The sequence below is a fragment of the Williamwhitmania taraxaci genome, assembly GCF_900096565.1.
Taxonomy (GTDB): Bacteria; Bacteroidota; Bacteroidia; order Bacteroidales; family Williamwhitmaniaceae; genus Williamwhitmania; species Williamwhitmania taraxaci.
In genome coordinates this window covers 21,845-44,661 of the sequence record NZ_FMYP01000033.1, presented here as the reverse complement: position 1 = coordinate 44,661, position 22,817 = coordinate 21,845, and the positions used below count along the sequence as shown (strand labels likewise).

The following is a 22,817-nucleotide window of genomic DNA, read 5'->3' as shown; positions in this document are numbered from 1 at the left end:
TATCCCCGTTGGCACACCAAATGCACACTATTACCGCTGATAATGGAAAGGAGTTTGCAGCACATCAGGTTATTGCCGAAAAGTTGCAAATAAATTTTTACTTTGCACGGCCATACCACAGCTGGGAGCGCGGCGCTAACGAGAATGCAAACCGCTTGGTAAGGCAGTATTTCCCGAAGAAAACGGACTTTAAAACGATAACACAAGAGCAGGTTCAGTGGGTCGAAGATATTCTTAACAGTCGGCCTAGAAAAAGGCTAGGGTTTATCTCTCCCCTCTTAACATATAATCAGTTAACCCAAGTTGCATTTGTGAGTTGAATCTTGCTCTGTTATCCCTGAATTTCTAATTTCAAACAGAATAAAATTCAAAGACAAACCCTTGCATAACCGTCTAAGTCAACTAGTTTACACCGCAACATTGAAGACAAACAGTGCTATTTTGAATCAAATAATTAGATGAGCCTGGAGGAAAAGAAAAAAGCAGTTGGGGTAACTAAGATTAATAGCAACAAAAAGGGTGTCTCAACAACGTTAAAACACCCTTCTGTTTTACTAAATAATATAACATTTTACTCCATAATTCAACGGAAAAACCCAGTCCACTTAATGTAATTCGAACAGTTAAAAAACTGGAATTACTGAGTAGCCAGCCTGTCGCAGTAGAGCAACAACCCCCTCGCTTCCCCCAAGATGACCTGACCCAACTGCAAAAAAGCATGTCGACTCTTTTGCTAGTTTACCAATTCTAGGTACCCAGGCATGATTCCTATTCTTAATCAACAATTCCTCCATCTCCTTAAAATCGTTTGAGGTCTCAAGCATATAGCGGTATATATCCTCAATATTTTGGGTTTCGTAAGCGGTGAGCATGGCATCATATTCGGCTTTCGATTTATTAAAATCGATAATGCTCTCTACTAACATTTTTGCCTGCTTGTCGAGCGGCACCTTATCGATATACCCAATTTGCTCCTGCACAGTTTCCAATCCGAGAACTTCCTTACCAAGTGCACCGGCCATCTGAACAAATATTCCCTCATACGATGCAGGATTTTGTCCAATAATTTTGGGCAGCATAAAGGAGGTCAAAAGCATTGGTTTAACGTTTGCCAACGGGGCTAATGGTATCCCCAATGAGTCGATAAAGAATTTTGCAATCAGTTCATATTCGTCGTGCGACAAAATACGATCTAGCGCATTATCGGTCATCAGCATCTCCTGCTGCAACTCCGACATCATCCCAGGCTCGTCCATATCGATCTCGAGGACCACCTTCTCACAAGAGGCTAGCGCCTTTTCAACCGAATCGGGCAAGAAAAATCGACTTTGAGGCAAGGCATGTATGGTTCCAAATAAATAAGATGGACTGGCGAGCCCATTCCCTGATACCTTCCACAACAATGACGAGCTTTCCGAATCTTGTCCCTGAGCAAATATGGCAGGTGCAACGATTAAAGGCACTATGATCATTTTTTTTAATGTTGACAACCGAAAATTCTCCAAATCATTAAGAGTTATATTATTAGGCAGGACAAACTGGGTTATTAACGAGTCGGCATGAAGAAATATTCCATTTCCTATTCACATCCACAATTACCCTCAAGGGTACAGATGGAGTCGAATACGGCAATGGTAGCCATATTGACGATCTCCCTTACGGAACTTTCAATAGGAACTACGTGAACGGGCTTAGCAATGCCAACAAGGATAGGGCCCACCACCTCAAATCCGCCTAATTCCTGCAGGAGTTTGTAAGAGATATTGCCAGAAGCCAAGTCGGGAAATACTAAGGTATTCACCCGTTTCTCACCCCATTTAGAAAAAGGGAATTTTTCCATTCGAATCTTCTTATTCAGGGCAAAATTTGCCTGAACCTCTCCATCTACAATGATTTCTGGATGGTTGGCATGTAGAATCTCTACTGCCCTTCGTGAAATTTCAGGTTGACCAGTTGGGACAGAACCAAAGTTAGAGTACGAGACCATAGCGATTACCGGTTCAATATTGAAACGACGCACGGCTCTATCCACAAGTAGCGTTGTAGCCACAAGCGTTTCGGCGTTAGGTTGATCGTTCACCGTGGTATCCGCGAGGAAAATTGGACCTTGCTTGGTCATTACCATATACATCCCAGCAATATGATTCCCGGGATTATCGGTGCCTACAATTTGGAGCGCTGGCTTAATGGTTGTGGAATACTTCGACGAATATCCCGAAATAAATGCATCAGCGTCGCCCACCTCAACCATCATTATTCCAAATTGGTTGCGATCGTACATACTGTCAATCGCTTCTTGATAGGTAATCCCTTTCCGCTTTCTTTTTTCGAAGAATAGTTTGGCAAACACCTCTCTACGACAAGCTTCAGCATCGCCATAAAACTCGATAATAGTTGCGCCATTGAGGTCGATGTTATTATCAAGAGATATTTTTCTAATCTTCTCAGCGCTACCCAAGAGTATTGGCGTAGCAATTCCCTCTTGGAGAATTTGCTGTGCAGCTTGAAGCACTTTTAGTCGTCCACCCTCAGCAAAAACAATTCGCTTACCGCTGTTGCGTGTTCTATCTCTAACGGTACGGATTATGGCATTATCGTAGCCCAGACGTTGCTCTAACTCAGTTTTATAGGCATCCCAATCCTCAATAGTTTTTCGTGCGACACCCGATTTCACTGCTGCTTGAGCAACCGCAACGGATATAGTAGAAATAAGCCGAGGGTCGAGCGGTGTTGGAATCAGGTAGTCGCGTCCAAAGGCCAGCGTCTTTTTATTATATGCATTGGCCACAATATCAGGAACTACCTCTTTTGCCAAGGATGCAAGGGCTCTAACAGCGGCCACCTTCATCTCCTCGTTAATAGTTTTTGCCCGAACATCCAATGCTCCTCGGAAGATGTAAGGAAAGCCTAGCACATTGTTTACTTGGTTGGGGTAATCGCTCCTACCTGTTGCAAAGATAATGTCGGGACGCGCTTTCATGGCCAAATCGTATGCAATCTCAGGGTCGGGATTTGCCAGAGCAAAAACGATGGGTTCCTTCGCCATGGATTGAACCATTTCAGTGGTAAGCACGTTGGCCGCAGAAAGTCCAAGGAACATATCGGCTCCAACCATTGCTTCCTCAAGGGTATCTACGGTTCGTTGGGTTGCAAACTGAGCCTTTATGGAGTTAATATCTTTCCTTCTAGTAGAAATTGCGCCCTTGGAATCGCACATTACCAAATTCTCGGCACGAATACCGAGCGCGAAATAAAGTTTTGCGCATGCCACTGCGGCTGCTCCAGCACCATTTACCACAACAATTAAATCCTCTATCTTCTTTCCATTTATAGTCAATGCATTAAGCAAGGCTGCCGAGGAAATTATGGCAGTTCCATGTTGATCGTCATGCATTACAGGAATATCGAGCAATTTCTTTAGCCGTTCCTCTATTTCGAAACACTCTGGCGCTTTAATATCCTCAAGGTTGATGCCGCCAAAGGTTGGAGCAATCAGCCGGACTGTCTCCACAAATTTATCGATGTCGTGAGTATCCACTTCAATGTCGAAAACGTCGATGTCGGCGAAGGTTTTGAATAGCAATCCCTTCCCTTCCATTACCGGTTTTCCGGCAAGGGCCCCTATATCGCCAAGGCCAAGCACTGCAGTTCCATTCGAGATAACAGCAACTAGATTTCCTTTTGCTGTGTATTTATAGGCATCCTCGGGATTCTTTTCGATTTCCAAACAGGGAGCAGCAACACCGGGACTATAGGCTAGGGAAAGATCCTTTTGGGAACTATTTGGTTTTGTGGGAACTACTTCAATTTTTCCTGGTCTACCTTGGGCGTGATAATCAAGTGCTTCCCTTTTTAATCCTTCCTCCATAATACCTATTTTAAATTGTTGCTAATCATTATAAATCGCATTGTTCCGCCACCCATACTCTAATTGTGGATTTGGATAGACAACGGTGTGTAGGAAACAAGAAACGCCGAAAAAAGTTCCGGCGTTTCTTAGAGTTTAAAAAGATCTACCGACCCGACTCAGTCTCCATTCTACTGGTTTTAAGTGGATTTGCAGATATCTCCTTATGAAGTTTTCTATTATTAAATAGGTCACAAGCGAGGTAAATTGCACTGCGAAAAGAGTTTGCATTTGCTTCATCTTTACCCGCTATTTCATACGCTGTTCCGTGAACAGGGGAGGTTCGAATAATAGGGAGCCCTGCAGTAAAGTTTACACCTTCATCAAACACCATCGACTTGAAGGGAATTAAACCTTGATCGTGATACATCGCCAAAACAGCATCAAACTTGCTAAAGCCTTCGGAGCCAAAAAAACCATCGGCGGGATAAGGTCCTAACGCAAGGATACCTTTATTTCTTGCCGTTTCCAGAGCAGGAATAATGACATCGATCTCCTCTTTTCCTAGGAGACCATTATCGCCAGAATGGGGATTCAGTCCCAAAACAGCAATGCGGGGTTTCCTAATGCCAAAATCCTGAATCAATGTCTTATTGAGTATAGTAAGTTTTTTAAGGATTACCTCCATTGTAATAGATTCTGAAACCTTTTCCAACGGTATATGACCCGTAACGACACCTATTTTTAACACATCAGAAACCATGAGCATGAGTGCATCATCGCAATCAAAACTTTTGGCGAAATATTCTGTGTGTCCAGGAAAATGAAATGTATCGGTTTGGACGTTATTCTTATTTATGGGCGCGGTAACAATAACATCGATTTTCCCAGCCTTTAGGTCAGCCACGGCCGCTTCGAGCGATAGAATGGACCCCTGTCCACCCATAGGTGTGCTTTTCCCAATATCTACCCGAACGTTGTCATCCATTACATTAATCAAGTTAGAACGCCTTGGATTGGCTTCGTCTACATCCTTAACCGGGTTGAATATAAAACTCTCAACATTTACAGCTTTGCGGTGGTAGGCAGCAACTTTGGGTGAACCGTAAACAATTGGAGTGCAAAAATCATTGATACGGGCATCCTGTAATGCCTTTATAATCACCTCGTATCCAATACCATTAATATCGCCTTGGGTTATTCCAACCCTAACTCTTTCTTCGCTCATAGATAACCGTTTTCAATTATACCAGCAACATAATAATTGTAGCCAGTTAATAATATAGTTTGTAAAGTTAATAAATTCCCTGTTGCTAAGTGGGGGATCACCTAAAAACCGCACAAGGGTTTTTTACTTCGGTTTTTTTGTTGAAATTTACATCACTATCGAACGCCAAATACGGCAGCAGAACGAACATCTTGTTGGATTAAAATGACGATGAGTTTAGACAATATATACCAGAAAGCCTACTCGTTAGAGTTTTTAACAGCCGCAGAGGGAATGATCCTTCTCACAACGGCACCACTTAGCGAATTGATGGGATTAGCCCACCTCATTCGTCTCAAAAAGGCGCACAACTACGTTACTTGGCAAATTGATCGAAAGATTAATATCACCAATATCTGCATCTCTGGTTGCAAATTTTGTGATTCTTACTCCGAACCACAAAGCTCTATGGCATATATCACCACATTAGAAGAGTACATCGAAAAAGTGGAAGAGTTGCTTAAATATGGTGGTGAGCAACTTGTTTTGCAAAGTGGACTAAATCCAGAGCTGGGCATCGAGTTTTACAAATCACTATTTAGTGAATTAAAAGACATTTTTCCTCGACTTAAAATTCATGCCCTAGGCTCTCCCGAAATTGGATTTCTTGCAAAAATGGAGAACCTCACTTACAAGCAGGTGCTCGAACAATTGGTCGAGTCAGGATTGGATAGTTTACCTGGACATGGTGGCGAAATACTCTGCGAAAGGGTTAGGCTGGATCTGTCGCCTACACGACTAGACTCCTCGGAATGGTGGGCAGTTATGGCGGAGGCTCATGCCCTAAGAATTGGAACATCTGCCTCCATTGTTTTCAGCCAAATGGAAAGCCCTCACGAGCAAATAGAACATCTAGTAAAAATAAGGGACCTTCAATCGAAAAAGCCACTTGGTGCTCCCGGCTTTGAGGAGTTTATACCTTTAGTTTCTGGGGCAAGGCTCCAAACCATGCCATTGGCTGGCCAGAATTTACTACAAATGCCGCCCGAAGATTATATTCGAAGCGTGGCTATTTCTCGGATTATGCTATCAAATATCACCAACATCCAAGCATCTTACCTGTCTGTTGGTAAAGAAGTTGCCCAAGCATGCCTGCATGCAGGGGCCAACGATTTTGGATCTATTATGCTCGATGATAATCCAAATATTGCCGGAGTTAAGCGAATGGATGCCTACGATATTCAGAAGGCAATTGCCGATGCTGGATTTGAACCGAAACTGAGGAATAGAAAGTATGAACTGCTAGAACTACCCGACTGTGAATTTAGCCGCATTATGCGCTTTGAGGAACTACGAACCAGTCCTTATAACATTTAACTATACCCTCTAGTAAACTTGTATTGTAATTGCATTTACCCTTTTATAGCGGAGTTGCATGGGTATGCAAACGAGATCCAATGCCGAAGGCAGATCGTTGTTTGTAAAGAAGCCGGTATAGGTCCTATTTGTATTCCCCTTGTATTCTATTTTGATATTATATTGCCGCTCAATCTCTTCTAAAACCCTTCCGATACTCTCCTGTTGGAAATAAAATTTACCCTCCACCCATTTGGCTTCTAGATCAATATTGGTCTTCTCCCGTTGGACCCGAGCACCTTTAAGAACCTTAGTCTTATATCCCGGCAATAAAAGTTTTGATTCTCCACTAGATTTACTCATTACCAGAACTTTTCCCGTGATGCAGCTGACCTTTACCTCATTTGCCCTTGCATACACATTGAAGCTTGTACCCAGAACGCTAGTAACCGACTCCGAGGTGATTACAGAAAACCTTCTTCCTGCCTTTACTTTGAAAAAAGCCTCTCCCTCCAACTTAATCTCCCTGCGATCATTCCAATGTTTGGTGTTGTAGCGAATGGTTGTGCCCGAGTTAAGATAAACCACGGAACTATCGGGAAGATATGCCGTGACCATCTGACCATTTCCTGTAGTAAGGGTGATACTACCGCTCAGCGCAATAAAATAGTACGATACCAGAAAAATGGCAATTGTAGCTGCAGCAAGAAGTGCTCGAAAAGTTAAACTACGTGTAAAAATAGTTGTTGCAACAGTTCTGTTTTCGGATAATCGACCCATTAATTGAAGCCACGCGTCCTCTTTAGAGATAGTGGCAGGTGCTCTTAGAAAGCGAAGATTATTAAAAAGAGCAATCTCCCTCATTTCCTCTTTCGTCGGCCCACTATTTTCCTTGCGTTTCACGGTTTCCTAGAGTTATTTTCATAAGTAATACAACCGCATGGATGAATACCCTACTTCAAGATAGCATATTTCGTTCGTCTGAATAAATGTGTCTGTGAACTGTCAATAAAGGAGAATATCTTTCGGAATTATGCAACGATTAAAAGGAAAAATTGAAGTAGAGCGTATTCAATCGTCCCATCCCATTTATATCGGAGAACTCTAAGGGTGAAATACCCTGCAACACCTGCTCATAGGCATCGTCCTTGATCTGGTATGGCCGTCCGAGTATATTGCTAATATCTAAAACATTAACGATATTCATGCCCACCTTACAGTCCACCTTGCCAATATTATAGGCATAACCAATTGCTAAGTCGAGTCGTTGGTATGCTGGCAACCGCTCAGAATTCTTTGAATAGGAAGGCGATAACACGGTGGAATTCGTAAAGGTTGGGGCATCCCAAGGTTTGCCGGAGCCATAAATCCATGCGAGCGAGAAGTTCCATCTGCGCACTTTTGCGACCCCAAATATTTTTAATTCGTGCAGCTGGTCGTCATAGGCCGGATAGGAATCACTGCCATTTATAGTTTTCGATTCATTACTCGCCTTGCTTAGCGTGTAGGCCAGCCATAATTGATATCGTCCAAAATTCTGCTTGAGCATAACGTCCAATCCCAAAACAGTGCTAGAATATTTATAGAAACTGCGATTTAAGGTTATCTTGTTCGTTGCCGTTCTCCGGTACGAATTATAAATGGCCGCCAACCCGTCCGTGAATTTTGAATACCCCTCAACGTCAATACTCATTGAACTATAAGGTTTAAGGCTAAACCCGGCAATGTAGTGATCGGAAATTACGACAGGGAATCGAGCGCCATCCGAAACGGCCCAAACGCTCCTATAATCAGTAGCAGAAACCATCGGTATTCGATTTATAAACTGATGATATCTCCCAGCTGAAGCCTTAAGTTGGAGTATGGAAGAGGCTGCAATTGCTATTTGAACCCTTGGTTCAAAGTATGTCTTATTGGTCAGACTATGCCTGTTGACGCGTATTCCAGTCTTAAATAACTTAAGAATACCATTTGAGTATGTATTCTGAGCGTAAACAGAAAGCACCCGTGAATCATTCGCAACTATTCGCGTTGTATCGATAATAACATTCTGGTTGACCTGATGAAGAGATGATTCCGAAAAATCGGTTTTCACACTATTAACTGAAAACCCAAAATCAAGAGAATTGTTTTCATTCAGATTCAAACTATTGCTCAAGGTTAGAGAGACATCGTTTATTCTACTGTCCAAAATAAATTGTTTTTGGATAGTATCGTTCTGGAAGAGGGTAAGCGGCTTTCTTTTTCGAAGGCTATCGAGATGCTGATAGAACAGGTTATAACGCGAACCGCCAAAAACTAGCGTTTGGGAAAAACTACTGGACCACTGGCGCGCCCATCGGAGGCTCATACCGCTACTTCCCCAGTCGGAATTCTCATCGATCGAATATTTTGCTCCACTATCAAAAAAAGTAAGCTTGTCGCGTCCCTTGTACCCACTCATCGAAACCACATCACTAGATGAAAGATTAATGGTTAACTTAGTATTCAAATCGTAATAGTAAAACGAAGGGTCGCTAGTTTCGTTAGAGACATAAGCAGGAACCTTAGTATAGGACGACAAATCGGCTCGAGTACTTTTTAATAGCGATTCGTAGAGCGAACTCTGAATCTTATCGGTGAATGAGCGTCGGCCGGAAATTATAAAAGAAGCCCTCTTGCCAACAGGAGTTTCTATAGTAACGTCGGTTGAGAGCAAATCCATCCCCACATCCACGGATGTTTTATTCATACTACCACTCTTTCCGGTGATCTCTACTACTCCGGAGGCTCGGCCACCGTATGTAGCATCATACCCACCCTTGAAAACCTGAACATCCTTAATTGCCTTGGCATTAAAGCTACTAAACGCCCCAAAGAAATGATCGATTTTGTAAACAGTGAATCCATCATACAATACAAGATTCTCATCGGGTCCCGATTTGCGAATACTTAGTCCAGCCATCGATTCTGTTGTGCCATCGATTCCCGGAAGCAGCTGGATAGGTGCCGTAATATCCAACTCCGAAAGAGAGGGCAACTCCGTAATTCGAGCCGAGTTCAACCGAATCCGAGAGGGCTCGCTCTCCACCTGCATTACATCCGATCGTGGAGCGGCTATCATCACTGCATCAAACACCTCCACTTGGCGATCCAATTCCACCACTAGCAATCCCCGCTGGTTCGCAGGCGATACCGTCAGCTGGGCTGGAAGGTAACCAAGGTAGGATATCGAAAGCAGTAGCGAATCGGCCTGCTGAGTAATTATACTAAAGTAGCCATCACTATTAGCGGCTACGCCGTTTTGAGTCCCGCTAAGTGATATACTGGCGTATGGCAGTGTCTCTCCCGACAACTTTTCGCGCACAAGCCCCATCACCTTATACTTTGGCGGCAGAGGTGCGGGAGCAATGGTCAATACCTGCAATTTACCTGGGTCTGGCTTAATTACAAAAACGCCATTAATCTCGATAAAAGTCAAGGGTGTATTTTCGAATGCAACCTGCAGTGCTTCACTCAAGGTTACTTTATGGAGTTTTGCCGTGACCGTAAACTTGGCTACTAAGTCGAAATCGTAGGCCATCTTTACATTGCACTGGGAGGAGACCTCCTCCAGAACCAAATTTAGCGGAGCATTATAGTACGAACCAGTAAAGGATTGGGCATGACCAAACCCCAACATCAGCAAAACTATTAGGATTGTTAATGCGCCCCTTTTCACGTAGATTAATGCTTTACAGTAATACAATCAAAGGTAATATTACCCTACTGGGACACTATTTTATAGTAACCATCCTTCCTTGAATGGAATAGGTAAGGCTCATAGGTTGACAAACCAAATCGAGTGTTTCCTTAAGATTTCCTTTTCGAAAAAAACCAGTATAAGTTCTATTAGAGATTCCCATCGATTGGATTCGAACATTATACTGCCGCTCGATTTCCTGAAACACCTCGTAAAGAGGGGCTTCTCTATAGAAAAAACTCACCTTCGATCCATTTGGCATCGGTTTGCAAATTGAGTTCTTTCTTTACGACCAGCTGCTCATTATCCACGTTTAGTCCTTGACCGGCAACAAGTAATTCCTTTCGACCACTGGCAAGAACTACCTCAACTTTACCACGCAGACAATCCACTTCAAGATTCTTGTTACGAAAGTTAACATTGAACTTTGTTCCGAGTACCCGAACATAACCAACTGGTGTATGAACCTCAAACTTCTCCCCTGTAGTAACCTCAAAAATAGCCTCGCCCTGCAGGGAAACTTTCCGATGCTTATCCCACCCTATTTTACTATAAGTCAACTTAGAATCAGAATTCAATACAACCGATGACCGGTCCGGCAATTCTACATTTGCAAAAGCACCAAAGGGAGCAACCACTTGTATTGTGCCCGTGAGCTTAAGTAAGATTGTCGAAATTAAAATAATAGCAATTAAAGCGGCAGCCGCACTACCATAAATAACTAATCTCCGCCTAAATGTAACAACGGGAGCCAATGGTTTCTCGGTAGGATCCTCTTTTGGCCTGTCGATACCCGCCATCAGCTGCTGCCACGCTTCCTCCTTACTTTTTGTTGCAGGAGCCGACCACGAGGACATTGCCTTTAATGCTTTATCAAGGGCCTCATCATCACCCATCTCTGGGTAGAACGGATTATTGTCGTTTCCTAAACTCATACTTTATAGCTGATTTTGCTGCGAACTATTTTTAGCGCTTCCGACATCCTTTTTTCGATGGCTTTTACACTTAAATCGAGCCTATCCGCAATTTCTTCATAGGTAAGGCCCTCCATACGGTTCATGAGAAATACCTCACGTGAGTTTTCGGGCATCGATGCGATTACACTCTGAAGGTAGGTATTGAACTCTTCACTTATTATCTGTGAATCGGCTTGTTCTCCATAGGTATCATGCTGGTAATTATTTTCGAAATTAAGAACTACCTTCCTATGCTTCAATTGATTTAGAGCCAAGTTACCCGCAATTTTGTAGAGTAGTGCTTTCACCGTTTCACTCCGAATCTCATCGCGCATATTCCACACCTTGATGAAAGCCTCTTGAACAACATCATCGGCTATATCGGGATCGCCAACCTTGAAATAGGCAAAATTACGAATACTATCGTAGTAGGTATCAAAAAGATTCCTAAACCACTTTAGTTCGTCGGGAGTATGATTGCCTTCGGGAAGTGTCAATGCAATAAGTATTTGAATTGACCAAAGATAATACTTGCGCAAAGATAACAGGTAGCAATGCTAAAAATATTTGGTCATTGTTGGCTTTCACGGCCTAATTATTCTGAATCAAACGTAAAAAGCCGGGAAATACCCGGCTTTTTACTGCAATATTTTAAGCGATTAAAGTTTTTTCTTAACCTCAACCATTTCGTATCCTTCAATAAAGTCACCGATTTTCAGATCATTGTAGCGATGAATGTTCAAGCCGCACTCGTAACCATTTGCAACCTCTTTAACATCATCCTTGAAGCGTTTCAGTGATCCCAAATCGCCAGTATGGATAACAATTCCATCTCTCACAACGCGAATCTTAGTGTTGCGGAAGATCTTACCTTCACGAACAATACATCCAGCAACAGTTCCAACCTTGGTGATATCGTAAACTTCAACAACCTCAAGGTTTGCCACAATCTCTTCCTTAAAGTCGGGAGAGAGCATACCTTCCATGGCAGCCTTAAGTTCGTTAATGGCATCGTAGATAATTGAGTAGTGACGTATGTCGATACCTTCTTTATCTGCGAACTTACGAGCACCAGACGATGGGCGAACTTGGAATCCGATTACAATAGCGTTGGATGCAGCGGCAAGCGATACGTCCGATTCGGAGATTTGACCGACACCCTTGTGAATAACATTCACTTGGATTTCCGGTGTCGACAGTTTTACCAACGAGTCGGTAAGCGCCTCAACAGAGCCGTCAACGTCACCCTTAACAATAATATTTATCTCCTGGAAGTTTCCGATGGCAATCCGTCGGCCAATTTCGTCGAGGGTAATATGCTTTTGAGAACGTATGCCTTGGAGACGCATTAATTGCTCACGCTTGGTAGCGATATCCTTAGCCTCCTTCTCGGTGTCCATAACGTTGAACTTATCACCAGCTTGAGGAGCACCGTTCAACCCAAGTACCAATACTGGAGTTGCTGGGCCTGCCTCAGTAATCCTCTTGTTACGTTCGTTGAACATAGCCTTTACACGTCCCGTATAGGTTCCTGCTAAAATAAAGTCACCCACACGGAGTGTTCCAGCATCCACCAATACTGTGGTCATGTAACCACGTCCCTTGTCTAGTGAGGATTCAATTACCCCACCAACAGCCTTTTTATTAGGATTTGCTTTTAGTTCAAGCAACTCAGCCTCAAGCAAAACTTTTTCGAGAAGGAGTTCCATATTGGTTCCCTTCTTTGCCGAGATTTCTTGGCACTGATATTTACCACCCCAATCCTCAACCAAGTAGTTCATACTTGCAAGAGTCTCTTTTATCTTTTCAGGATTTGCGCCTGCTTTATCAATCTTGTTGATGGCAAAAATCATTGGAACGCCGGCAGCACTTGCGTGGTTGATAGCTTCCACCGTTTGGGGCATGATGCTATCATCAGCGGCTATTACAATAATTACTACGTCGGTAAGTTTCGCACCACGAGCACGCATCGCCGTAAACGCTTCGTGACCGGGAGTATCGAGGAACGTAATTTGTCTACCATCATCTAACTTTACGGCATAAGCACCAATGTGCTGAGTAATACCACCCGCTTCACCTGCAATTACATTCGCATGGCGAATATGGTCGAGCAAAGAGGTTTTACCGTGGTCAACGTGACCCATCACGGTAACAATTGGAGGCCGTGAAATGAGATCCTCTGGAGAATCAACATCGGACTTAATGGCCTCTTGAATTTCGATAGAAACAAACTCTACCTTATAGTTGAACTCATCAGCTACAAGAGCCAATGTTTCGGCATCGAGACGTTGATTAATGGAAACCATAAGTCCCATGTTCATACATGTTTCGATTACATCGGTAACCGGAACATCCATCATGGAAGCCAATTCGTTTACAGAAACGAATTCTGTAATTTGAATAATATTCTTGTCTTGCTCAGCACGCTCCTGTTCAGCCATTGTCCGCTGCGATACAACATCGCGCTTTTCGCGGCGGTATTTTGAACCTTTGGATTTTCCTTTTCCCGTTAAACGAGCTAGGGTATCCTTAATTTGCTTTTGAACGTCAACAACGTTTACCTCTTGACGTAGAACTGGACGTTTCTTTCCCTTGTTCTTGTCATTTGGTCCAGCAATAATTGGAACTCCAGCAGCGGTCCGCTCACGGTTATCCTTCTTAATAAAGCGCATTGGGCCACTAGATACAGGTATCTTGGGCTTATGTTCAGTTGTTGTTGCTGGCTTAGGAGCACCACCTTCAGCCGTAGGCTTGTTTGGCATGTCCTTCTTGATCCGCTTGCGCTTCTTTTTCTTCTTATCAAAATCGGAGGAAGAGGCAACGGGTTTTTTCTTTGGTTGGATAGCATCGAGATCGATTCTACCAATGACGGTTGGACCTGTCAGTTTTTCAACTGCCGATCTATATAATTCCACTGGCAATACTGCTGCTTTAGGTTCTTCGGTAACGGGCTCAGAAGCAATAACCGGCTTTGGTTCTGCTGCCACTGGTTTCTGCTTGTGTTGCTCTGGCTTGTGTGTTTGTACTTTTTCAGGCGATTTCGCATGAGGTTTCTTCTCGGTCTCTAGCTGTTCTTGCTTAGGGGCGTGAGGCTTATGCTTAGGTCTATTATCCTGATTTTGTTCAGCGCCAGCAGGCTTTTTGCGGTTTTGATCGAGATCAATTTTCCCAACAACCTTCACAGCAATTTCTTCGCGAGGCAATTCTGTTACAGGAATAGGTTTAACTTTTTCCACCTTAACCGGTGCAGGCGCTACAACGGGTTCCGCCTTTTCTTCCACAACTGGAACGGACTTAACTACTGGAGCAACAGGTTCGTCTTGTGTCTTCTTTTTACCAGTCATGCTATTGAGGTCGATTTTTCCAACGACCTTAACTTCAATATCCTTAACGGGTTGATGCGAAACAACTTCTTCCAACTTCTCCTTTTTCTCAACAGGAGACTCAGTCGTTACCTTGATGAATAGTTCATCACTGTCTCTAACAGAATCATCAGCGCTTGACGCGTCGTCGTCTCTGTCGGAAATAGAAATTGTTTCCTTCTTCTCACGAAGGTTCTTTAAACTAAGCTTCTTAGAGGCGTCCCTAATGTTTGCATCCTTGCCATATTCTTTGGCAATGATTTCGCAAAGCTCGGGAGCAACCTTGGCGTTCGGGCTTGAGTCAATCTCGTGACCTTTCTTTTTAAGGTAATCCACCAGAGTAGACATGCCCACATTAAACTCTATCGCCAGCTTACTAAGCCTTGCCGCTTTCTCGAATTGTGTCATAAATCAGTCCTCAACTGTTATGGTAAACCAGCCTGTCGGTTTCCATTTCAAATGCAAATATAATGTTACTCCAATTCCGCCCTAAAAATTTTCACAACTTCTTTCACGGTCTCTTCTTCCAAGTCGGTTCTGCGCACCAATTCGGAAATTGGTATGTCGAGTACACTCCTTGCGGTATCACATCCAATACCTTTTAATGCGGTAATTACCCAGCTTTCGATCTCATCGCCAAATTCGTCTAGATTAACATCTTCCTCTTCCTCCTCTTCGGTTTCGCGGTAAACGTCAATTTCGTAGCCGGTGAGTTGACTGGCCAAGCGTATATTATAACCTCCCTTTCCAATAGCCAGCGATACTTCGGTAGGCTTAAGGTAAACTTCGGCTTTCTTAAACTTCTCGTCCATCTTAATCTCGCTAACCTTAGCAGGGCTGAGGGCGCGGGTGATGAAGAGTTGTATATTAGTAGTAAAGTTGATAATATCGATGTTCTCATTACGCAATTCACGAACAATTCCGTGAATACGCGATCCCTTCATTCCAACGCAAGCACCAACTGGATCGATACGCTCATCGTACGATTCCACTGCTACCTTAGCTCTTTCGCCAGGAATTCTCACGATTTTCTTGATGGTGATTAATCCGTCAAAAATTTCAGGGACCTCCAATTCGAAGAGGCGCTCAAGGAATACTGGTGAAGTACGGGAGAGAACAATAATAGGGCTGTTGTTTTTCATCTCCACACGGATCACTACAGCCCTGAGGCTGTCGCCCTTGCGGAAGAAATCGCCCGGAATTTGCTCATTCTTTGGTAAAATCAATTCGTTGCCCTCATCGTCGAGAACAAGAATCTCCTTCTTCCAAACTTGGTAAACCTCACCCGTAAGGAGATCGCCAATTTTATCCTTATACTTATTGTAAAGATTGTTTTTTTCGAGATCTAGGATACGTGAAGTCAAGTTTTGACGCAAAGCAAGGATGGCCCTACGACCAAAATCGGAAAGTTTTACCGGATCGGTAACATCTTCGCCCACTTCGTATTCCTTGTCAATTTTCTGCGCATCGGTGAAGGCTATCTGCTTGTTGACATCTTCAACGCTACCGTCTTCAACAATCGTTCTGTTTCTCCAAATCTCAAAGTCGCCCTTGTCGATATTTACAACAATATCGAAATTCTCATCGGATCCATACATTTTAATGAGCATGCTGCGGAAGACATCTTCCAAAACACTCATCATTGTAGGTCTATCAATGCTTTTGAGTTCCTTAAACTCGGAAAAAGTATCAATCAGGTTCAAGTTTTCCATTGCTTTACCTAAAAATTGCCAATATTATTTAAAGGAAATAACAACTTTCGCTGTCTTTATTTCTTCTAATTTCATTTTATATACCTCAACAACCATTGCACGCTTCCTGGAGGTCCCGTCAACAACTCGCTTCTCACTAACCTCCAAGGCAATGCCTTCTTCGAGGCTTGCTTCTAAGAGCACACCTTTAAGTTTTTCACCTGTTACAGTTACGATATCGAGCGTCTTACCAATGTTTTTTTGATACTGTTCAAACACCTTTAATGGTTGACCCAACCCGGGAGAAGCAACAGTTAACTCAAAGTCGTTTTTTTCGCGATCGAGCAAGGCTTCAATTGCCTTATTTACCTCGATACACTCCTTTATGCCAATGCCACCCTCCGAGTCAATCTCCACTTCGATTACGTTTTGGTTATTGACCTTTACGTCCACCAAAAAAAGTCCCCGTGCGATTGCCTCTTGCTTGACTAGTTCTCTGATCTCTTCCTGCTTCAACATTACTGAGTTTTGCATAATAAAATGGGGGACTCCAGTCCCCCCTCCGCCGTCCACTGTCGACTTAACTCTGCAAAAGTAATCATTCTCAGCTAACTTCCCAAAAATATTAAAGAAATTAGAAATATTTTGTTGCAAATGCGTTATCTTTAACCTCCCCCAACCCCTACAAAGTAATCGCCAATTGAGTCACAGAACAACACCAGCAATCCATCTTTATTTATGTCCACAATGCCCTCTTTCAAACAAAAAATCGTCAACGATCCCGTTCATGGCTTTATAACAATACCCAACGCTCTCGCTTTTGAGTTAATTGAGCATCGCTGGCTGCAAAGGCTCAGAAACATTAAGCAGCTAGGGCTTAGTTATTTGGTGTATCCTGGGGCCGTACACAATCGTTTCCAGCACACCCTCGGAGCAATGCATTTAATGACCCAGGCGATACAGGTGTTGAAGGAGAAAGGAATTGAGATAACATCGGAAGAGGAAGAGGGCGCAATTGCAGCAATTCTGCTTCATGATCTTGGACATGGGCCGTACTCTCACGCCCTTGAGCATTCGTTTTCGAAAAAAACTAGCCATGAGTTGCTTTCAATGGCCTTTATGAATCAACTCAATCGGGAGTTGGGTGGCCGACTGGATATGGCCATTGCTATCTTTAGCAATCAATACTCCAAGAAATTTCTTCATCAGCTGGTCTCGAGCCAGCTGGACGTAGATCGATTGGACTACCTGCGTCGCGATAGTTTCTTCTCCGGTGTAGCCGAAGGTACTATTGGCCTAGAGCGTATTATTAAAATGCTCTATGTTGCTTCCGACGAATTGGTTGTGGAGGCCAAAGGAATATATTCCATTGAAAAATTTCTAATTGCCCGCCGGATGATGTATTGGCAAGTATACCTGCACAAAACAGTAGTTGGAGCCGAACAGATGCTCATCGCCATTCTACATCGTGCCAGAGAACTAGTGGAACAGCGGATTCCCATTGCCAGTTCCCCAAGGCTGCACTTTTTCCTCTCGGGGAGAACGGAACTAGAGCCGATTGAATCGTGGCTGGATATGTTCGCCAGCCTCGACGATTCGGACATTGCGCTTGCCATTAAGGATTGGATGAATCATCCCGACACGACATTAGCGGATATGTGCTGCCGATTGAATAACCGCCGTCTGCTCCATGTTGAACTATCGGGAACACCATTTTCCCAGGAACGAGTAGCATTAGTAAAGGAGATATGTCGAAACAGAATGAACCTTTCGGATGTTCATACAGGCTACCTTTGCTTTGCAGGAGAGGTAACCAATAGCTTCTATAACCCCAAGCAGGAGACCATAAAAATCTTATTTAAGAATAACCGACTAGAGGATATTTACACTGCCTCTGAAATGCTAAACCACTCGGCATTAGGCAATACTGTTAAAAAATATTTCTTCTGCTATCCGAAAGAGATAGTCGGTTGGATTTAAAGTATTAGTTTTGCCACAAATTGAAACAATTTCATATGGAATTTACAGCCGCAACAATAGCTCAGTTTCTCCAAGGAATAGTGGAAGGAAACCCCGACGTTAAGGTAAATAATATTGCCAAAATTGAGGAGGGACAGCCCGGTTACCTTTCGTTTTTGGCCAACCCAAAATATGAGAAATACATTTACACAACCGAATCGTCGGTAGTGCTCGTAAACAAAGATTTTGTAGCTACCGAGCCTATAAAAGCAACCCTAATTCGAGTGGCCGATGCATACCAAGCTTTTGCATTCTTACTCGATATGGTAAGCAAAGCTCGCGGCGAGAAAAAGGGTGTGAGCAAACAGGTAGAGATTGAACCAACAGCCAAGATTGGAGAGAACCCATACATTGGAGCCTTTGTCTACATTGGTGAAAATGCTCGGATTGGAAACAATGTGAAACTCTACCCTCAAGTATATATTGGTGATAACGTAACGATAGGCGATGAAGCCATCCTCTATCCGGGAGTAAAGGTATACTACGACTGCGTAATCGGTAATAATGTAACCATTCACGCTGGAACCGTAATTGGTAGCGATGGATTTGGATTTGCCCCATCGGAAGATGGCAACTACAAAAAAATACCACAGTTGGGCAACGTAATTCTCGAGGACTACGTTGAGATTGGTGCAAACACCGCCATCGACAGAGCTGTAATGGGCTCAACAATCGTACGAAAAGGAGCCAAGATCGACAATCTAATACAGATAGCCCATAACGTTGAAATAGGCGAAAATACGGTTATTGCCGCGCAAACCGGCATTGCAGGATCGGCTAAGGTTGGCAAGGGCTGTATGATAGGTGGACAGGTAGGTATTGTTGGCCATATTGCCATCCCCGATGGAATGAAGATTGCTGCACAATCGGGAATCTCATCCAACCTTCGGAACGATGGCGATGTTGTACAGGGATCTCCGGCCTTTGGCTTTGGTAAATACCAGCGCTGTTATGCTGTCTTTAAAAATCTTCCAGACCTTAGAAACACAGTGATTGAACTCGAGAAAAAGGTCAAAGCCCTAGAGAAATAAATTATACAATGCTATCAAACCCGCCAATGAGAATATATCGTCATGGCGGGTTTTCTTTTTTTTTATATCTTGCGCCCAATTTTAACACAAATTAAGTCCGCGTAATGGCAGATAAACAACATACAATTAAGGAACCAGTTACACTGCACGGTAAAGGGCTTCACACAGGCCTACAGGTTGAGTTAACCATCTGTCCTGCCGAAGAAAATCACGGAATTAAGTTTCTACGTACCGACTTGGAAGGTGAGCCAATTCTAGACGCTTCGGCCGAACTGGTAGTAGACACTTCGCGGGGAACGACCATTGAGAAAAACGGCGTTCGCATTAGCACCATCGAGCATGTAATGGCCGCATTGGCTGGCAGCTGCATCGACAATGCCATTGTGCGCATTAATGCTCCCGAAACACCAATCATGGACGGCAGTAGCAAATATTTTGTTGAGGCTATTGAGTCCGTGGGTACCGTGGAGCAAACAGCCGATCGGAACTACTTCGTTATTAAGGAAAAAATTGTTTATACCGACCCAAAGGGGAATATTGAGATTGTTGCCTACCCCGATGACGAATTTAAAGTGGATGTTCTCATTGATTACAAATCGCGCGTTTTGGGGAACCAATATGCACGGATGGGCTCCATAAGCGAATTTAACGAGGAGATTGGCCCATGCCGTACCTTTGTCTTTTTCCACGAGTTAGAATTTCTTCTCAAGAACAACCTAATTAAAGGGGGCGACCTGGAGAATGCAATTGTGATCATGGAGCACGAAGTACCTCAGGAGGAACTCGACAGAATTGCCGATCTCTTTAACAAGCCTCGAATCCATGTGAAACCGGAAGGATTCCTTAACAACCTTGACCTTCGCTACCAAAATGAACCTGCTCGACATAAGCTGCTCGATCTCATTGGCGATTTAACCTTGCTTGGCCAACCCATCAAGGGGAAAATTGTGGCTATTCGCCCGGGACATCACGCCAACACCGAGTTTGCCAAGGTGCTTCGGAAAATGGCCCGAAGAGAAGCCTTGAAGGGATCGGCACCCGAATATAACATCAACCAACAACCGTTGCTCAATATCATGCAGATTCAAAAGATTCTGCCACATCGCCCACCGTTCTTGCTCATCGACAAGATTATTGCTCTTGACGACAAATCGGTGGTTGGAGTGAAAAACGTAACCATGAACGAAGGCTTTTTCGTAGGTCACTTCCCAGAAGAACCGGTGATGCCAGGCGTCCTCCAAATTGAGGCAATGGCACAGGTTGGAGGAATTCTCGTTCTGCATTCAGTACCCGACCCTGAGAATTACCTCACTTACTTCCTGAAAATCGACAAGGTTAAATTTAAACGCAAAGTGGTTCCCGGCGACACCCTCATATTTAAGATGGAGTTTGTAGAGCCCATCCGCAGGGGTATTGCTACCATGTATGGTCAAGCTTACGTTGGAGACACCTTAGTTTTAGAAGGAGAACTCACAGCCCAAATAACAAAATTTAAAGAATAAGGACACCATGAATCAGCCACTGGCATATATTCATCCCGAAGCGAAAATTGGGGCTAATGTAGTTGTGGAGCCTTTCGCCTACATTAGTAAAAATGTGGAAATTGGAGAAGGGACTTGGATAGGCCCAAACACCACTATTCTCGACAATGTGAAAATTGGAAAGAATTGTAAAATATTCCCAGGAGCAGTAATCGGAGCAATTCCTCAAGACCTTAAATTTAAAGGAGAAGAGAGTTTCGTGGAAATTGGCGACAATACCACCATCCGCGAATGTGTTACCGTGAACAGAGGCACTGCCGCAAGGGTGAAAACGATAGTTGGAAACAATTGCCTTTTGATGGCCTATGTGCATGTGGCTCACGACAGCATTGTGGGTAACAATGTAATCCTCGGGAATGGCACTCAACTTGCCGGAGAGGTGGAAATTGACGATTTTGCCATACTAAGTGCCCACGTTCTGGTGCACCAGTTTGTAAGAATTGGTTCCCATGTAATGGTTTCTGGAGGAGCGTTGGTTCGTAAGGATATTCCACCCTACGTAAAAGCAGGAAAAGAACCGCTCTGCTACGTTGGTTTAAATACGATTGGACTACGACGCCGAGGATTTAACCCAGAACAGGTTGCCGAAATCCATGAGATTTTCCGTACAATCTATCAAAAGGGGCTGAATGTATCGCAAGGAATTGAGTGGATCGAAAACAACATCCCTTCCAATCCCGACCGAGACTACATCGTGAACTTCATCAAGGGATCCAAACGCGGCATTATTCGAAGCGGTCTCAAAACTGGAAGTTCCGTAGCCGAGGAAGATGATTAATAAGAGAAACGTTTGATTGTAGTTTAATAGAAGAGTTGCCCAAAAGGCAACTCTTTTCATTCAATTCCAAAGGACCAAGCATTGGACCAATATTTTTCTATTGCCGTCAACAATAAAAACGTAATTCAAACGCTCTAAATATGTGGCCAAATAATTGACAAATGCAAACAAATACTCAAGATGAAATATTCGTCGATATTTTTTAATGCATTTTGAAAATAATCATTAACTTTCCGATGCTTAAAACATAGGAGCTATCAGGTGATTACAGAGACAACATTACTTACACACAACGGGCCTTTAAGCTATGAAGCAATAGGCCTTCTCTTGAATAAGATGACAACCATCTTAGACGATTATGGTATGAATATTACCATTAAGAAGAAGGTGTACGCCGCCATTGTAGAAGGCCTCGAAAACATCTATCGACACCAAGATGTAGTGTTAGATGGCGACATCATAGCGCACACACCTATATTTAACCTCGGTATCGACTCAAAGAACTTTACTATTTCGGCTGCAAATAGTTTGCTTAATGCTAAAGTTCCAAACTTGAAGCAGCGCCTTGACTTAGTAAATTCGCTAGACCGGACCGGACTCAAAGAGCTATACAAAAACACAATTTTGCATAATGCCGTGAATAACAGAGGTGGCGCAGGCTTAGGAATAATTAACATTGCTAAGGTATCCGAAAATAAGATTGGCTTTTCGTTTGAAAAAATCAACGATAAGTACATGCTGTTTTCCATAGACATTACCATATGTCACCAGTAAACTAACAATTGAGTGACGACTATGAAGCCTTTAATAATCGAACCAACAGAATTCACACCCGATGTGAATTTTAATCCCTCAAAGCACACCCTTGACATCGCAGGATTCTCGAGGCCAGAGAATGTTATTGGCTATTACAAACCAGTGGTTACTTGGATTCAAGATTACATAGATGAAACCTTCACGAACAACAAGGAATTCGACAAGCCCGTAATCATCACGAACTTCCGCATGACCTATTTTAACTCCTCTTCAGCTAAATTTCTACTCGACATACTTTTTGAACTCAGGAAGGTTCACGATATGGGCAACAAAATTGTGGTAAACTGGTACTACGAATCCGATGATGATGAGATTAAGGAATCGGGCGAAGAACTCTCGGACTTAGTTTGCATCCCGTTTAATTACTTCGCTTACTAGAGGCAACGAGCATACATTTAGAGCCAAGCGCATTGCTTGGCTCTTTTGTTTTAAAGAATGATACTTCAGTTTCAAAAAATCCCGCTATTTTTACGGAGAGAAAATAATTCTTCA

General features: G+C 43.3%; 19 protein-coding genes. 8 read left to right on the top strand and 11 right to left on the bottom strand.

Annotated features, from left to right (window positions below; all coding sequences use genetic code 11):
- On the top strand, positions 1-320 hold a 320-nt coding region (locus BLS65_RS09915; protein WP_125869826.1), incomplete at its 5' end, for an IS30 family transposase.
- A 303-nt stretch (positions 321-623) separates the two neighbouring features.
- Here the strand turns inward: BLS65_RS09915 and BLS65_RS09910 are convergent.
- From BLS65_RS09910 to pdxA, 3 genes are all read right to left on the bottom strand, one after another.
- Positions 624-1,463 (bottom strand): TraB/GumN family protein, encoded by an 840-nt coding sequence (locus tag BLS65_RS09910; protein ID WP_170830069.1) that lies wholly within the window; start codon positions 1,461-1,463, stop codon positions 624-626.
- 116 nt (positions 1,464-1,579) lie between these two features.
- Positions 1,580-3,868 (bottom strand): NADP-dependent malic enzyme, encoded by a 2,289-nt coding sequence (locus BLS65_RS09905; RefSeq protein ID WP_092438483.1) that lies wholly within the window; start codon positions 3,866-3,868, stop codon positions 1,580-1,582.
- 145 nt (positions 3,869-4,013) lie between these two features.
- Complete coding sequence (gene pdxA, locus BLS65_RS09900) at positions 4,014-5,075, bottom strand: 4-hydroxythreonine-4-phosphate dehydrogenase PdxA (RefSeq protein WP_092438481.1); 1,062 nt, start codon at positions 5,073-5,075, stop codon at positions 4,014-4,016.
- A gap of 210 nt (positions 5,076-5,285) precedes the next feature.
- Between pdxA and BLS65_RS09895 the strand changes: the two genes are divergently transcribed.
- The gene (locus tag BLS65_RS09895) at positions 5,286-6,431 is read left to right on the top strand and encodes a CofH family radical SAM protein (protein ID WP_092438479.1); all 1,146 of its coding nucleotides are present in this window, start codon (positions 5,286-5,288) and stop codon (positions 6,429-6,431) included.
- Between the two features lie 9 nt (positions 6,432-6,440).
- Here BLS65_RS09895 and BLS65_RS09890 read toward each other — a convergent pair whose 3' ends face one another.
- From BLS65_RS09890 to rimP, 8 genes are all read right to left on the bottom strand, one after another.
- Positions 6,441-7,313 (bottom strand): FecR family protein, encoded by an 873-nt coding sequence (locus BLS65_RS09890; protein WP_092438477.1) that lies wholly within the window; start codon positions 7,311-7,313, stop codon positions 6,441-6,443.
- A 139-nt stretch (positions 7,314-7,452) separates the two neighbouring features.
- Positions 7,453-10,071 (bottom strand): TonB-dependent receptor, encoded by a 2,619-nt coding sequence (locus BLS65_RS09885; protein WP_092438475.1) that lies wholly within the window; start codon positions 10,069-10,071, stop codon positions 7,453-7,455.
- Between the two features lie 94 nt (positions 10,072-10,165).
- Entirely contained in the window at positions 10,166-10,375 is a 210-nt protein-coding gene (locus BLS65_RS09880; protein WP_170830068.1) for a FecR domain-containing protein, read from the bottom strand.
- Positions 10,359-11,066 (bottom strand): FecR family protein, encoded by a 708-nt coding sequence (locus BLS65_RS09875; protein WP_092438470.1) that lies wholly within the window; start codon positions 11,064-11,066, stop codon positions 10,359-10,361. The genes BLS65_RS09880 and BLS65_RS09875 overlap by 17 nt, the downstream gene beginning before the upstream one ends.
- Positions 11,063-11,584 carry an RNA polymerase sigma-70 factor gene (locus BLS65_RS09870; RefSeq protein WP_092438496.1) on the bottom strand — a complete coding sequence of 174 codons (522 nt, stop codon included), beginning with the start codon at positions 11,582-11,584 and terminating at the stop codon, positions 11,063-11,065. Before BLS65_RS09870 ends, BLS65_RS09875 begins: the two co-directional genes overlap by 4 nt.
- A 162-nt stretch (positions 11,585-11,746) precedes the next feature.
- Positions 11,747-14,857 carry a translation initiation factor IF-2 gene (infB, locus tag BLS65_RS09865; RefSeq protein WP_092438468.1) on the bottom strand — a complete coding sequence of 1,037 codons (3,111 nt, stop codon included), beginning with the start codon at positions 14,855-14,857 and terminating at the stop codon, positions 11,747-11,749.
- A gap of 65 nt (positions 14,858-14,922) precedes the next feature.
- Positions 14,923-16,161, bottom strand: coding sequence for a transcription termination factor NusA (gene nusA / locus BLS65_RS09860; protein WP_092438466.1), 1,239 nt, complete (start codon positions 16,159-16,161; stop codon positions 14,923-14,925).
- A gap of 24 nt (positions 16,162-16,185) precedes the next feature.
- Positions 16,186-16,659 (bottom strand): ribosome assembly cofactor RimP, encoded by a 474-nt coding sequence (gene rimP / locus BLS65_RS09855; RefSeq protein WP_170830067.1) that lies wholly within the window; start codon positions 16,657-16,659, stop codon positions 16,186-16,188.
- Between the two features lie 228 nt (positions 16,660-16,887).
- Between rimP and BLS65_RS09850 the strand changes: the two genes are divergently transcribed.
- From BLS65_RS09850 to BLS65_RS09825, 6 genes are all read left to right on the top strand, one after another.
- Positions 16,888-18,120, top strand: a complete 1,233-nt coding sequence (locus BLS65_RS09850) for an HD domain-containing protein (protein WP_092438494.1) — start codon at positions 16,888-16,890, stop codon at positions 18,118-18,120.
- Between the two features lie 35 nt (positions 18,121-18,155).
- Entirely contained in the window at positions 18,156-19,190 is a 1,035-nt protein-coding gene (gene lpxD, locus BLS65_RS09845; RefSeq protein WP_092438462.1) for a UDP-3-O-(3-hydroxymyristoyl)glucosamine N-acyltransferase, read from the top strand.
- A gap of 104 nt (positions 19,191-19,294) precedes the next feature.
- On the top strand, positions 19,295-20,692 hold the full coding sequence (locus BLS65_RS09840) for a bifunctional UDP-3-O-[3-hydroxymyristoyl] N-acetylglucosamine deacetylase/3-hydroxyacyl-ACP dehydratase (protein ID WP_092438460.1): 1,398 nt from the start codon (positions 19,295-19,297) through the stop codon (positions 20,690-20,692).
- Positions 20,693-20,699: 7 nt separating this feature from the next.
- Complete coding sequence (gene lpxA / locus BLS65_RS09835; protein WP_092438458.1) at positions 20,700-21,509, top strand: acyl-ACP--UDP-N-acetylglucosamine O-acyltransferase; 810 nt, start codon at positions 20,700-20,702, stop codon at positions 21,507-21,509.
- A gap of 261 nt (positions 21,510-21,770) precedes the next feature.
- Positions 21,771-22,283, top strand: coding sequence for a SiaB family protein kinase (locus BLS65_RS09830; protein ID WP_212590526.1), 513 nt, complete (start codon positions 21,771-21,773; stop codon positions 22,281-22,283).
- Between the two features lie 21 nt (positions 22,284-22,304).
- On the top strand, positions 22,305-22,703 hold the full coding sequence (locus BLS65_RS09825; RefSeq protein WP_092438454.1) for a DUF1987 domain-containing protein: 399 nt from the start codon (positions 22,305-22,307) through the stop codon (positions 22,701-22,703).
- Positions 22,704-22,817: the final 114 nt, after the last annotated feature.